Origin of the sequence: Collinsella sp. CLA-JM-H32B (assembly GCF_040098065.1) — a bacterium.
Taxonomy (GTDB): domain Bacteria; phylum Actinomycetota; class Coriobacteriia; order Coriobacteriales; family Coriobacteriaceae; genus Collinsella.
Window position 1 is genome coordinate 10633 of the sequence record NZ_JBBNNA010000005.1, and the last position, 15023, is coordinate 25655.

Annotated in this window: 7 protein-coding genes and 1 pseudogene; 3 read left to right on the forward strand and 5 right to left on the reverse strand. The window is 63.1% G+C overall.

What is annotated here, in order from left to right:
* Window positions 1-87 precede the first annotated feature (87 nt).
* The 4 genes from dnaE to AAA138_RS04560 form a co-directional block, all read right to left on the reverse strand.
* Entirely contained in the window at window positions 88-3891 is a 3804-nt protein-coding gene (dnaE, locus tag AAA138_RS04545) for a DNA polymerase III subunit alpha (protein WP_349089710.1), read from the reverse strand.
* A 176-nt stretch (window positions 3892-4067) separates the two neighbouring features.
* Window positions 4068-7700: a UvrD-helicase domain-containing protein gene (locus AAA138_RS04550; protein WP_349089712.1), complete on the reverse strand. Its 3633-nt coding sequence runs from the start codon at window positions 7698-7700 to the stop codon at window positions 4068-4070.
* Window positions 7701-7703: 3 nt separating this feature from the next.
* Complete coding sequence (locus AAA138_RS04555; protein ID WP_349089714.1) at window positions 7704-10802, reverse strand: PD-(D/E)XK nuclease family protein; 3099 nt, start codon at window positions 10800-10802, stop codon at window positions 7704-7706.
* A gap of 184 nt (window positions 10803-10986) precedes the next feature.
* Entirely contained in the window at window positions 10987-11286 is a 300-nt protein-coding gene (locus AAA138_RS04560; protein ID WP_006235366.1) for a YerC/YecD family TrpR-related protein, read from the reverse strand.
* Window positions 11287-11610: 324 nt separating this feature from the next.
* Here AAA138_RS04560 and AAA138_RS04565 point away from each other — a divergent pair, with 324 nt between their 5' ends.
* Window positions 11611-11976, forward strand: coding sequence for a phage holin family protein (locus AAA138_RS04565; protein ID WP_022094856.1), 366 nt, complete (start codon window positions 11611-11613; stop codon window positions 11974-11976).
* Window positions 11977-12113: 137 nt separating this feature from the next.
* Here the strand turns inward: AAA138_RS04565 and AAA138_RS04570 are convergent, their stop codons facing one another.
* Complete coding sequence (locus tag AAA138_RS04570; protein WP_022094857.1) at window positions 12114-12542, reverse strand: Rrf2 family transcriptional regulator; 429 nt, start codon at window positions 12540-12542, stop codon at window positions 12114-12116.
* A gap of 253 nt (window positions 12543-12795) precedes the next feature.
* Here AAA138_RS04570 and cysK point away from each other — a divergent pair, with 253 nt between their 5' ends.
* Both cysK and mnmA read left to right on the forward strand, forming a co-directional pair.
* A complete protein-coding gene (gene cysK / locus AAA138_RS04575) occupies window positions 12796-13734 on the forward strand; it encodes a cysteine synthase A (protein WP_138340435.1) in 939 nt (312 codons plus the stop codon).
* Between the two features lie 178 nt (window positions 13735-13912).
* A pseudogene (gene mnmA, locus AAA138_RS04580) lies at window positions 13913-15016 on the forward strand (tRNA 2-thiouridine(34) synthase MnmA); the annotation flags it as partial.
* Between the last annotated feature and the right edge of the window lie 7 nt (window positions 15017-15023).

Below are 15023 nucleotides of genomic sequence, written 5' to 3' on the forward strand. Positions count from 1 at the left end.
AAAAAATCATTCCCGTCCCAGAAAAACCGGTCTACCGCCACACGTCACCCAAAATGATTTTTTAATCCCCGTCCCAGAAAAATCATCTTAGATCACCGTCACCCGGCCTTGGTTACCCACGATGGCCTTTGCCTCTGCCAACAGCGGAATCGAGCGCGCGTTGACCTTGGCAGGCACCTCGGCGCGCAGCACGCGTCCGTCCACCTGCTCGATAAAGATCTCCACACGGTCGCCGCCCGGGTTAGCGGTGAGCACCGTGGCAAGACGCGCCATGTTGCCCTGGCTAAAGCGGCTGTTGGGCACCATGACCTCAAACACCTTGGGCTTGTTGTTCTCCTCGTTGAGCTCCAGCGGCACGATCTCCTGCGCGATGATCTGGTCGCCGCGGTCCGAGCGCTCGAGTTTGCCCTTAATACGAACAAACGCATCGGACAGCTGTGCGCCGGTCTCGGGATCGACCTCGCCGTACAGGTACCCCTCGGCCTCCTTGTAGGTCTTGGGGAACACCACGACGGTGGCCTCGCCTTCCATGTCCTCGAGCTGAACGATGCCCATGGGGTCGCCGTTTTTGGTCACGCGCTTGGACACGCTCGAGACCATGCCGGCCCACCACAGTGCCTTGCCCTCGGGGATCTCCTGGTTGATGGTGCCGCCCGTGGGGTTTTGCACTTCGTAGCCGGTATCGATCTGCGAGAACGAGAAGTCGCGCGCTTTGCTGAGCGCGTACTCAAACGGGCGCAGCGGGTGGTCCGAAACATAGATGCCCAGGACCTCCTTCTCCTGGCTCAGCTTGAGGTGGCGGTCCCATTCCTGGCCGTCCGGATCGGGCACGCTGACCTCGAAGCCCGAGCCCTCAACGTCGCCAAACATATCGAAGAACGAGGTCTGGCCGCTCGCGCGGTCCTTCTGGCGCTTTATCGCGGCGTCAATGATGTTCTCGGGGTTGTTCTTGTCCACAAAGTGCATCATCTGGCGACGCGGATACCCCGTGGAGTCAAAGGCGCCTGCCTTGATGAGCGATTCGATCACGCGACGGTTGGCCTGGCTCGAGTCCACGCGCTCGACAAAGTCGTGCAGCGTCTTAAACGGACCGCCCGCCTCGCGCTCGGCGATAATCGCCTGCGCCACGCCGGTACCCACGCCGCGGATGCCGGCCAGACCAAAGCGCACGCCTTCCTTGGTAGCCGTGAACTCGGTGCCGGACTCGTTGACATCTGGCGACAGCACGGGGATGCCGTCGTGACGGCATGCCGAGACATAGTGCACGATCTTGTCGGTCTTGCCCGTATAGGACGTCAGAACGGCCGCCATGTACTCGTGCGGATAATGCGCCTTGAGCCACGCCGTCTGCATAACCAGGATGGCGTAGCCGGCGGAGTGCGACTTGTTAAAGGCGTAGGATGCGAACTCGAGAACATCGTCCCAAATCTTCTGGGCAACCTCGCGCGTGTAGTTGTTCTTGATAGCGCCGTTCATCCAGTGGTCGTAGGTGGTCTCGTCCGAGCCATCCTCCCAGTGGAGCACCGTCGACGTGAGCAGCTTGATCTTCTTCTTAGCCACGGGCTTACGGATACGCGAGTCCGATTCGCCCTTGGAGAAGCCGCACATCTCGACGGAGATGAGCATAACCTGCTCCTGGTAGACCATGGTGCCGTAGGTTTCGCCCAGGATGTCGTCCAGACGGTCGTCGTAGGATACGGCCGGCTCCTTGCCGTTCATACGGTTGATGTAGGACGAGACCATGCCGGCGCCCAGCGGGCCCGGGCGGTACAGAGCGATCAATGCCACGACGTGCTTGTACTCGGTGGGCTTCATGTTCTTGATCGTGGCCGTCATGCCGGCGGACTCGACCTGGAAGACGCCGGCGGTGTGGCCGGAACCCATGAGCTTAAAGATCTCGGGATCGTCAAAGGGAATCTCTTCCTCTTTGATGTCGATACCGAAGTTCTTCTTGATGTTTGCCTTGGCCTTGGAGATAACCGTCAGCGTACGCAGGCCCAAGAAGTCCATCTTGAGCAAGCCCATGTCGGCAACGGTATGGCCCTCGTACTGGGTAATCTCGACGCCGCCCTTGGTGTCGAGCTTGGTGGGCACGTGCTCGTTGACGGGGTCGCGGCAAATCAGAACGGCGCACGCGTGCACGCCCTCGCCACGGGTGAGGCCCTCAATCGAGAGCGCCGTGTCGATGATGCGGCGGGCGTCGTCGTCCTTTTTATAGGCCTCGGCAAAGTCGGGGTTAAACAGATCCTCTTTGCCGGGTTGTTTTTCGAGTACCTGCTTGAGCTTGACCTTGGGGTCGCTCGAGACCATCTTGGACAGGCGCTGGCCCATGTAGACCGGGTAGTCCAGAACGCGCGCGGCATCGTTGATGGCCTGCTTGGCCTTGATGGTCGAGTAGGTGATAACGTGGGTGACCTTCTCGGGGCCGTAGAGCTGCCGAACGTGCTCCACAACCTCGAGGCGACGCTCATCGTCGAAGTCCATATCGATATCGGGCATCTCGGTACGCTGCGGGGACAGGAACCTCTCGAACATCAGGCCGTTCTCGAGCGGGTCGAACGCGGTGATGTTCATGGCGTAGGCGACGATAGCGCCTGCAGCGGAACCGCGGCCGGGGCCGACACCGATGCCGTTGTCCTTTGCCCATTGGACGTACTCCGCGACGATCAGGAAGTACGCGGCAAAGCCCTTGTCGCAGATTACCTTGTATTCGTATTCGAAACGGTCCTTGATGTTGACGCCGTTGATCTCGCGCGTCGCCCAATCCTCGCCGTAGTGCTGGCGCAGGCCCTTCTCGCACTCGCGACGGAACTGGCTCTCGTGCGTCTCGCCGGGGTCGAGCAGCGGGAAGCGCGGCAGGATGATGGAGTCCCAGTCCAGCTCAACGTAGCACTTGTCGGCGATCTCGAGCGTGTTGTCGCAGGCCTCGGGGCAATACGGGAACATTGCCCGCATCTCCTCCTCGGTCTTCATGTAGAACTCCGAGCCGGTCATGCGCATGCGGTTGGGGTCGTCGACCTTGGCGTTCATGCCGATGCACATGATGACGTCCTGCACCGGCGCGTCCTCGCGGCGCAGATAGTGGAAGTCGTTAGTGGCGATGACCTTGACGCCCACCTGTTTGGCGATGTCGATGAGCGTGCGATCCATCTGCTCGTCGGTCAGGCCGTTATCGGTGGTAATGCCGTGTTCCTGGATCTCGATATAGAAGTCGCCGGGGTCGAAGGTGTCGCGGAAGGTCTCGGCCCATTTGATGGCGCCTTCCATGTCGCCGCGGTCGATGTATTTGGGGATGATGCCCGCAATGCAGGCGCTCGTGCAGATCATACCCTTGGCATGGCGGCGCAGGTTGTCGAGCGTCACGCGCGGCTTGTAGTAAAAGCCCTGCACGGCGGCCTCGGAGACCGTCTGCATCAGGTTGACGTAGCCCTCCTGGTCCTTGGCCAGAAGGATCATGTGGTAGAGCTCGGGCTTATGGTCGCGGGCGAGCGTCTCGTCCGGCGTAAAGTAAACCTCGCAGCCAAAGATGGGCTTGATGACCAGAGGCGGCTTGAGCTCGTCGATGTTGCCCTTCTCATCCCACATGGCCATGTCCTTCACATACTGGGCATGCTCGCGCGGGTTTGCCTCGGGATCGGGCTCCACCAGCTCGTCGCGGCGATCCTTTTCCAAGAAGGCCTTGTCGTGGCTCCAGGTTTTGTACTCGGGCGTGTTGTGGTTGACGGCGTCGCAGGCCAGCGCCAAGTCGGGCACGCCGTACATGTAGCCGTGGTCGGTAATGGCCACGGCGGGCATGCCCAGCTCAACGGCACGGTTGACCATATCCTGGATACGGGTTGCGCCGTCGAGCATGGAAAAGACAGTGTGGTTGTGCAGATGGACGAATGCCATGTGATGAGCTCCGATGCGGGTTCGTGTTCTGACTGAACGATTTTACCGCACGGCGCGGACGGCACCCGAACCTAGCCAAACCCACACGGCTCCTCTTGCAGTTGCGGTGGAATAGTTCCCGCTTGGGCCACCTGGGCCGCAATACAGGAACTATTCCACCGCAAGTTATCTGAGGGCTAGAGATTGTAGGTGACTACTTGAGGTTCGGCGGGTTCGACGAAGATGGTTGGATTCGCCTGCTCCACGCGGACGAACTTGACCGTCACCGTCTCAACGCCCGCTTTGTGCAACACGTCGGCGTAGACGCGCGCCTGCAGGGCGTGCTTCTCGAGCAGCTGGTCCGGCGTCTCATCCGGCGTGCCACCCGTCTTGTAGTCGATGACCAGTGCGCGCGACGGATCGGCCGGGTCGGTGGCCAGTGCATCGATGGCGCCCTCGGCATATGCACCGTAGCGGGCAATGTCCTTGTCCTCGCAGCCCAGCGAGAAGAACGGTACCTCGGCACGAACGCACGGCCACGCGAGCAGGTCGGCACGAACAGCCGACTTGAGCCAGCGGTCCAGGGCAACGTCGAAGCGTTCGCGCTGCTCCGGCGTCAGGCGCCACAGGCGAGCCAGGGCGTCGGCACGCTCAGCGGGCAACGCATCGGCACCCATCTCGATGAGCCACTGGCAGGCAGCGTGGAAGGCCGAGCCCAGCGCCATGGGGTTGCCGGTAGGCTCAACGGCGGCCACGTCTGCATCCGTCATCTCCGAGCCATCCGACTCTGCATCATCGCCGGACTCGTCCATGGGCACGCGCGCCTCGGCAGCACGGTCCTCGGACTCGGCATGTAGCGCCGCGGCAATTGACGAGTAGCTGTACGAATCGCGCTCCGGATACGGGCAGGTGCCCATGCGCACGCCCGCCGCCTGGGGATACACGAGCTCAAACGCATCGGGATCGGGGTCGGCAGGACCGGGGACGATTGTACTGGCCGAATCGTCGGCAGTATCTGTATCGACATCGCCGCGAACAAGCCTGCCCTCGGCATCCAGCGAAGCGTTGGCCTCAAACGCCTGCTCGCCAAAGATAAAGTTCGCAAGCGAAATGAGCTCGTAGTCGCCCGGCTTGGAGTTGTCGAACGTCAAACGATCACTATCGAGCTGTGGCATGTCCAGAGCGTCGGTCGGCAAAATACGGCGCAGCACGTCGTAGGTCAGATCGGTCTCGACGTCGAAGGTCGGCGCCGTCACCTTGCCACGGCTCACGCCGGCATCCATCGCCAAGATCACCAGCTCGCGCGCACGCGTCATGGCGACATAGAGCAAACGAGCCCGCTCTTCGAGCGAAAGCTGCAGGTCGTCGTTGCGCAGGCGAGCAAATGCCTCAGCGGGAGAACCCGTCGCGCAGACGTCCTCCATGAGCTCCGGCGGCAGCCATAGCGACGTGCCCTTGCCCTTAAACGCATGCTCAAACTGCTTTTTAACGTCGTCGCCCTTCACAAAGGTTCCGTCGGCGAGCTTAACGCCGTCGAAGCGTGCAGGCAGTGCCACAACCTGCGCCCCGCCCTCGACACGCCCCATCTGAGCCGCACCGGACGATTTGCGCACGCCAAAGCACTCGGCGACCGCCACGACCGGATATTCCAGGCCCTTGGATGCGTGCACCGTCATGATGCGCACTGCGCCGTCGCCCTCCTCGTTGAGGGCACCCGGGGCTTCCTTGCCCGCTAGGAAGCGATCGAAGGCAAGCGCGATGGAACGCGGCGAGTTGCCGAACTCGGCCTCCACCTCGGCCACAGCGTCGAGCGCCTTGAGCACGTTGGCGGCAATGGCCTTGCCCTCGGGACCACGCTGTGCCAGACGCACAAACCAGCCGGAGGCGTTGACCACGTCGCGCGCGATGGCTGCGAACGAATCGCGGCCCACGCGACGAAGCGCATACCGCAGTACCTCGCGGGCGCGCGTCACGAGCGGCAGGTCTTGCAGGCCCGGCACATCGGAATCGCTCATGATGCCCACGTCGATATTCCTGCGCGAGGTCTCCCCCGTCTGCTCGTCGAGCTTGGTCGCCAGCGCTAGGAACTCCTGGGCGCCGAGCGCAAACATCGGCGAGGCCAGCAGCGGCATAAGGCCCTGCGCCGTATCGGCCGGATTGGCGAGCGCACAAACCAGGGCGCGCACCGTCTGCACCTCGGCGGCTTGGGCAAAGACCGAGCCGCCCGCGATGACGCAGTCGAGCCCCTGGTCGCGGAAGGCCTGTGCGTAGACGTCTGCGTTGGTCATGCGACCCAGCAGCAGCACCATGCCGCCCTGGGGCTGGCCGGCATCGGCAAGCGTGCGGAATCGCTCCGCGATTGCACGGGCCTTGGCCTGTGTGCGCTCCTGCGTGCTGCCGCCGGCAACAAAGAGGGCCTGGCGACGCGAGGCATCTGCCACCAGCGTGTCCTTGCGGCCGTCGCTCGCCTCAAGATCCAAAAAGCCCTGCATCAGGCCGCCGTCATCGCCGTCGAAAACGCGTGCCACGTAACGCAGTACCTCGTCGTGACTGCGGAAGTTGCGCACGAGCTTGACGAGCTCGCCGGTGGGGACATCCGGCGTGGCAACCGTCTCGGACGCCGCCGTCGATCCCACTTTGCGCTCCTGGCGACGGAAGACCTCGACCTCGGCGCCGCGGAAGCGATAGATCGACTGCTGCGCATCGCCCACGGTACACAGCGCGCGCTCCCCCGCACCCGTCAGGTAGCGGATCAGATCGACCTGCATCTGGTCGGTATCCTGAAACTCATCGATCATAACCATCTTAAAGCGGCCCTCGTACGCAGCGCGAATGGCCGGGTAATCGCGCAGGGCCTCGTAGGCCATGCGCAGCAGGTCGTTGTTGTCGAGGGCAGACTGGCCGGCCTTCAGCGCGCGATACTCGGCCTCTACAGAGCGGGCCAAGCCCACCAGCGCATCGAGCGCGGGACCACCGCAGGCCAGCGCGATATTGATAAATGCATCGGCAGCCTCGGCCTTGAGCAGCTCGACCTGCTCCTTGGGGAACGCCTTGCTCGCGCGCGGCATGGTGCACGACATCATGAGCCGCGCCGCATCGGCCATGGTCTTGCCGCTCGCCTCGAACGCATCGATGGCGTCGAGTGCAACCTGCGCCTTCTCGGTCGCCGCCTTGCTTGCACCCAGCGCCGCGCGATAGGCATCGGCAAGTGCCGAGGTATCGGCCTGGCCGCGCGCCACGCGCACGTCGTCCATACCGCCCGGCAGCTGGCTCGACAGCTCCAGCAGCTCGCGCACCAGGCCCTTGATGGTGGTGCCGGCGCCAAAGGGGCCGCCCTCGCCCGCCATGGGATACCAGGCGTAGAGGGCCTTGAGCGATGCCGCGAGCTCGGGGGCGGCATCGGGCGCCGTCGCGCGGGCCAGCACATGCTCAACAGCCTGGTCCATAAGCTCGTCGGTATCGGTGAGCACCGTGAACTCGGGGTCGATGCCCAGCTCCAGCGCATGCGCGCGCAGGATGCGCGAACACATGCCGTGAATGGTCGAGATCCACGCATCATCGACGGTCAGGGCCTCCTCGTCCATGCCCTCGTCGATGAGCGCGCGGCGCACGCGGTCACGGATCTCGGCCGCGGCATCTTTGGTAAAGGTAATGGCGAGCACCTGGTCCAGATGCTCAACGAACGGACCAGACTCGGGCGAGAGCGCGTAGACGATGCGGCGCGTGAGGGTAAAGGTCTTGCCCGAACCGGCGCCCGCCGAGACAAACAGCGGACGGTCGAGCGTTTTGACGATCTGCAGCTGTTGCGGCATCAAAGTCGAAAGATCCATGGTCTACACGTCCCTCCTTGCAAACGTTCCTTCGTGGTTATACGAGCAGCGCGCATGCGCGGCCTGAGCCGACGCCGGGTCGACGGCGGCAACGTTGCCCGCCTCGAGCTCGCGCAGGCGCTCGGCGATGCCGGCCTCCACGCGATCGAGCAGGGCGTCGAAGTCCATGTTGCCACCCTCGCCGGGGAAACCTTTCTTAAGGCCCGGGATGCGACCGTCGCCGCGCTCTTCCTCGAGCAGCTCGGCGCTCGCGGCGCCGCGCAGCGCCGGCTTGCCGCCCTTGGTCGAAAAGTAGAGCGCCGCGCGGGTGTCCAAATCCAGCGCCCGGCGCATGGCCTGAGCATAGATGAGCGTTTGGGTATGTGGCGGCAACCAGCGCGGGTCGTCGATGGGCGCCGCGCCCGATTCCTCGTCGCGCACCGTAGGGTCGGCGAGCTTAAACTCCTCAACGCCCGTGCGATGCTTGTAGTCGATCACCACGGCGCGGTTCTCGGCGTCCACGTCCACGCGGTCGATGCGCCCACCGAGCGGCCAACCGGCATACTCAACCTTGAGCTCGTTGAAGGCGAACTCCAGGTAGCGCGGGGCAAAGGGGGCAAGTGCCTCGGACTCGTAGGCAAGCACGCCCTCCAGCTGCGGCAAGATCTCGGCAACCTGGCGCTCCTCCACTGCAGAGAGCGGCACCAGCGGACCCTCCGTGCCGCGCTTGCCGGCGTGCTCGGTCAACGTCTCGTCAAAGACCTCGCGCAGCAGCTCCTGAGCGCGCGGCAGATTCTCGGGCGTCACGCGCTCCATGCCCTCCTGGGGCAGGCGGGCATGCAGGTGCTCCAGCACGTCGTGGACAAAGTTGCCCTTCTCCATGTTGCCAAAGCCCGCATCGATGGACTGGGGCTTCACGCGATACGACACGAACCAGCACAGCGGGCACGTCGAGTACGCCTCAATCTGCGAGGCGGACGTCAGACGCGGCACGAGCGGCGCGTTCTCGCCCTCGCCATCGCGGCGACGCAGGACCAGGTACGGCACAGCCGCCTCACTCAAATGCTGAGGAGCCTCGCACGCGACGCGCTTGCACTCGATGCCCTCGCCGGCCGCTGGATCAAAATCGGCGACGATACCGCCCTCGCCCATGCACGCAACCTTGGCGGCGCCAGCGGCCTCGGCGTGCGCTCGCAGCTCGGTCCACACGGCAGCCGGATAGCACTCGCGCGCCTGGCGATCGTGGGTCACGCGGGCGAGCACAACGGGGCCGCGTGCCGCCTGCATCGCGCGGCCAAAGCGCACGCGCAGCAGGGCCGCGGGCTCAAGCGTCACACCGCTGCGCCCCAGCTCGGCCGTCAACGTGGCCAGCGGGCCCTCCTCATGTGAGAGCGGATAACTGTCCAGGTCGACGTCGGCAAACAGCACGGCATCGTAGCTGGCGGGGCGCAGGGCTGCCGCATCGGCAAGCGACGCAAAGCGCACCTGGGCGCGCGGCGTGCGGTCGACCTCGTAGGTCTCGTAATCGTATGCGGTGCTGCGCTTGTCCACCTTGGTACGAACGCCGTCGAGCACGGGCACGGTCGCCGCCTGCGACACGTCGAGCGCGCGGGCGTCGTTCATAAGAATGTCGATGGTATGTCGCAACAGGGCCGTCTCCGCCTGGCGACGAGCCTGACCGTCAAGGCCTCCAAGGGCGCGATCGGGCAACGCCTCGGCGACGGCGAGCATGGCCTTGAGCGCCGTCACGGGTTTGTCGCGCCACAGCGCTTGGAACACGTCCGAGACCACGCACGGCACGTTCTTAAACCAGTTATCGTCGCTGGCGGCCTTGCGCGTGCCCCTGACCTGGCCCTGCACGCTCTGCAGCAGGCTTTTGACGGCCGTGGTGGTCTTGCCGCGCGACAGGCGCATGTTCTTGTCGAAGGTGCGCGCACTGGCGGCATCGGCACCCGAAAGCGGACTGTAAATCCAGTCGGTAAGCTCCGGCGCGGGCCACCACTCGGTCTTGGAGGCAGTGCCCTCGTCGGCGGCCTTCATGCGTTCAATCAGATTGGCGAGCGCCGTGAACTGCCTGCCCGCGATGGATTGGGAAAACGCCGTGAACTCGGTTGTCTCGGCCGCAATATGACGTGCCGCCAAACAGGCAGCGAGTTCACCGAACAGCTGGGGCGCCCGGACAGACACCACGAGCACGCGCACGGGGTCCGCGGACGCCGCGACACCGCCGTCGACCGCGGCGTCCTCACACGTTTTTACCAGCCCATCGATTGCATCCACATAGGCGTGGGCGCGGGCGTGAGGGCCGGCAACCTCTACAAAGGTAGGCTGAGCGGCGGACTCGGAGGCAGTCTGGGGCGCGGCGGCACCCTCCCCCAGCGGCGCGGCCTCGAACAGCACACCGCGGGCATCAAAGGCGGCAGCAAGTTCCTCGCGCATTGCCGCCTGCTCGCGGGCAAGCAGCACAACGACCTCTCCCCCATTGTTCGCCACGGCCGACAGCAGCTCGAGCAGGCCGTGCGTATACGATGTGATACCGCGCACACATACCGCGCGGGCGCACGCCGGAAGGTTGTCGGCCAGCACCTCGGCCATAAGGTCAGCCGCCTCGCAGGGCTCGATCATGTCTCGACGGTCCAAGCCGCTCGCATAGGCACTCAACAGCTCGAACACGCGAGCCTCGGCGTCGCTCTTGGGATCGGGCTGGCAAACGTCGCCGCAGCAGCGCTCGGCACCCGTCCCCGCTACGCCCGGCAGCACATCGCGGGCCATGCGCGCGAGCATGCGCACCGTGCCCTGACTGCGCGAAAGCGGCTGCAGGTCGGCATCGTCGCGACGGGCGATCATGTCCGAGAACAGCATCTGGCGCTGCATGTTGTCGACGAAGCCGCGCCCATCGCCCATAAGCTCCCACAGCGAACGAAGCCACGACGTTGGGGTTTTGTAGTCGATACCCAGCGAGGCGCCAGCAACCGCGGCATCGTGACGGCACAGGTCAAGCTCGGCAAACGAGGGCGCCAGCAAAACGGCACGCCCGTGGCGGGCAACCAGGTCGGCGAGCAGCGCCGCCTCGGCATCGCTCAAGTCCGTACCGGTATTGGTGGTATAGATTCGAACAGGCATGGTCCTCCACTCAAACTGTTCGCAATAATCAATGCATCCATCCTACCCGCCCACGCGGACACATTGCCACCACAGCTCCATCTTTTGGTACAAAGCAACCTGACCCCAACGAACCAGCCGATTGCGGGCATATAAAAACCGCCCCCGGAGGAGCGGTTTTGCACAATTCGTTTTTGTCGCCGGCCTACTCGCCATCCTCCAACTTAATGAGGATCTTGCGGTAGCCACCGTACTCGCCGTTCAGCGCCTTTGAAACGCGGCTCACCGTGGTGGACGAAGCGCCGGTACGGGCCTGAACCTCAACATAAGGCTCGCCCTCGTCCAAATAGCGCGCAACCTGCAAACGCTGAGAAAGGTCGCAAATCTCGCGCGGCGTGCAGATATCGGTCAAAAACGCTTGGATATCGTTCTCGTCATCCAAAAGGCTAAATGCGTGGACCAGCTGCTTGACATCAGGCTTGTCAAACATGTTCTCGATATTCATCGATCACCGCCAAACCCGCCATAAGGCATCGAAGTTGATACTGACATCGGGCATCGTTCGCCCGTAATATGCAATAAAACTATGCATGGGCTATTTGCCCGTAGCAGTGTAGCACACCACCAAACTAAAGCGACAAGACTCTCTGCCAGCGGCACGTTTTTCAGGACGAACGCCGTTTAGAAACCGAATGCGCACGTAAGCTCCACGAATATTTGAGACAATGGGCGCCCAAACACCGCGGCGCGCCCGCGCAACCATCCAAGTCGCCGCCGCAAGCCGCTTCACGCGACGCCAGCAACCCCGGCGCAAGAAAGGATTCACGCCATGCGCTTTATGCTTAACTGGCTCTTCACCTCGATCGCCATCGCGATCGCCACGTTCCTCGTCCCCGGTATCCAACCCTTCGGCTTTGCCGAGGCCTGGGTCTGCTTTGCCTTTGTGGGACTGTTCCTCAACATCGTAGATTCGTTCGTCAAGCCGTTCCTGACGGTCATCTCGCTGCCGCTCACGATCATTACGCTCGGCATTTTCCAGCTCGTGCTCAACAGCTTTATGCTGGAGCTCGCCAGCTACCTGTCGGTCAACCTGTTGGGCGTCGGTATCTCCATCGCCGGCTTTGGCTCGGCCTTTATGGGCAGCATCCTAGTGTCCATCATGCGCAGCATCCTCGATAGTATTGCCGAAGAGTAGAACGCCCCCGACACGCAAACGCATCGGACCAAATCAAAGGCCGCCCATCGCAAAAATGGGCGGCCTTCTTATTTGCCAAGTCTCAGAGGGCAAGAAAATCTACCATTTCCACCCCGTCCCCACATGGCAGGCGTGGGTTAGATGACATAGTCGTAGCCATGGTTGGGAGCGACAAGTTGATCGAGCGTCACGCCGTCGAGGTAATCGTTGATGAGCTTGTCCAGGTTCTTCCACACGTCGAGCGTGGGGCACTCATCAGATCGCGAGCAGCCCTTGCAGTCGCCATCCAGGCAGGCGACCGGCGCCAGACTACCCTCGGTCAGGCGCAGGATCTCGCCCACCGTGTACTGCTCGGGCGGACGCGTGAGCACATAGCCGCCGCCCTTGCCACGCATGCCCGAAAGCATGTTGGCGCGCACGAGCGTAGCCAAGATGTTCTCGAGATATTTCTCGGAAATCCCCTGTCGCGCCGCGATCTCTTTGAGCGGGATGCGACCGGCCGCCTGGTGCTCGGCCAGATCGACCATAACGCGCAGGGCGTACCTGCCCTTAGTAGAAACCAACATATATATTGCTGCCTTTCGGTCTTTTAGTCCGTTGAAATTCTAGCCGAAAAAATGGGTTTGAAAATACCCGTTCCGGTCAAGATGGTTAATCGACTCGTAATAATCTTCTATTTCCTATTGCATTACTAGGCTTTAGTGTCTACTATGCTTGCCAACAGCTAAACGAACAACCTATAAGGTTTATGGGTTTGGCTGCTAGACACGCCGTAAAACCATACGGCAACCAGCAACTTGAACACTTTGGAGGTTCACCATGAGCAAGGTTTACACGTCCATCGATCAGCTTATCGGCCACACCCCGCTTCTGGAGCTCACCCACTTTGAGGCCGACGAGGACCTCAAGGCTCGCGTGCTCGTCAAACTGGAATACTTCAACCCCGCCGGATCCGTTAAAGACCGCGTCGCCAAGAACATGATTGACGAGGCCGAGAAGGCCGGCAAGCTCGTGCGCGGCGGCGACTACACCATCATCGAGCCCACGAGCGGCAACACCGGCGTCGGCATCGCCTCGGTAGCGGCCGCCCGCGGCTACAAGGTGATCATCACCATGCCCGAGACCATGTCCGTCGAGCGCCGCAAGCTGATGCAGGCATACGGTGCGCAGCTCGTGCTCACCGACGGTTCCAAGGGCATGAAAGGCGCTATCGCCAAGGCCGAGGAGCTGCAGAAGGAGACTCCCAACAGCATCATCGCCGGCCAGTTTGTGAACCCCGCGAACCCGGCCATTCACAAGGCCACGACCGGCCCCGAGATCTGGGACGACACCGACGGCCAGGTCGACATCTTCGTCGCCGGCGTTGGCACCGGTGGTACCGTGACCGGCGTGGGCGAGTTCCTCAAGGAGCAGAACCCCGAGATTAAGGTCGTCGCCGTCGAGCCCGCCACCTCCCCGGTGCTCTCCAAGGGCCAGGCCGGCCCGCACAAGATTCAGGGCATCGGCGCCGGCTTTGTGCCCGACGTCCTCGACACCCAGGTCTACGACGAGATCATCCCCGTCGAGAACGACGACGCCTTTGCCACCGGCCGCGCCGTGGGCCACAAGGAGGGTGTGCTCGTGGGCATTTCGTCCGGTGCCGCCGTGTGGGCCGCACTGCAACTGGCCAAGCGCCCCGAGAACGAGGGCAAGACCATCGTGGCCCTGCTTGCCGACACCGGCGAGCGCTACCTGTCCACGGCACTGTTCCAGGACTAAGGGCCCGTCACTTGTCGATAGGCCCAAGGCACGCCGGTCTACCCTCTCTTCTGGCTGCCTGAGCCCATCTCGTTAGGGTGTCCCACGAGACGTCCGAACTTGCTACAATGTCTGCGGCGCGGAACCAGCCTCCCGCGCCGCTTTTCTTTTTTGGCCACATGCCACCAAGGAGAACCTCCCCATGCACAACAAGCGCGTGCTCGTCGCCATGAGCGGCGGCGTCGATTCCAGCGTGACCGCGTACCTGCTCAAAAGCCAGGGCTACGAATGCGTCGGCGCCACCATGCGCCTCACCTGCCCCGCGCCCGATCCCACCACGGGTATGAGTAAGGTCGACCGCGACATCGCCGATGCAAAGGCCGTCGCCGAGCGTCTGGGGATCCCCCATCATGTGCTCGACCTGCAGCAGACGTTCGACCGCAACGTTATCGAGCGCTTTGTGAACGCCTACCAGGAGGGGCTGACGCCCAATCCGTGCATTATCTGCAACCGCCACATAAAGTTTGGCGCGCTGCTCGATGCGGCGCTGGACATGGGCTGTGACTACATCGCCACGGGACATTACGCAAAGACGAACCAGGCGCCCGATGGCACCTGGCAGCTCCATCGCGGCGAGGACCCCAAAAAGGACCAAAGCTACTTTTTGTATTCGCTCACGCAGGAGCGCCTGGCGCACACGATCTTTCCGCTGGCAGGCCTGGATAAAGAGCGCGACGTGCGCCGCATAGCCGCCGAACAGGGCTTCATAAACGCCAAGAAGGCCGAAAGCGAGGACATCTGCTTTATTCCAGACGGTGACTACGCGGGCTATATCGAGCGTCGCTGCGGACATCCCGCTGCACCGGGCGACATTGTGTGGCGCGACGGCAGCGTGGTCGGGCGCCACAACGGCGCGCTGCGCTACACCATCGGCCAGCGCAAGGGTCTGGGCGTCGCGATGGCGCATCCCGTGTATGTGACGGGCGTCGACGCCGCCAACAACACCGTGCATCTGGGCGAGGCAGAGGACCTGACCGCCGCTGCCCTCACGGCCGATGAGTGGATATGGAGCGCGCCGGACGCACGCATGGAGGCGGAGCTCGACGCCGGCGGCATTCGCGTAGGTGCCAAATACCGCTACCGTCAGAAAGACCAGGCAGCGACCCTTACGCGTGACGAAGACAGGCAAATGCTGCTGACCTTTGACGAGCCGCAGCGAGCCATCGCCCCCGGCCAAGCCGTCGTCGTCTATCGCGGCGACATCGTCCTGGGTGGCGGTACGGTGACCGGCGCGCTTAAGTAGCCGCAGG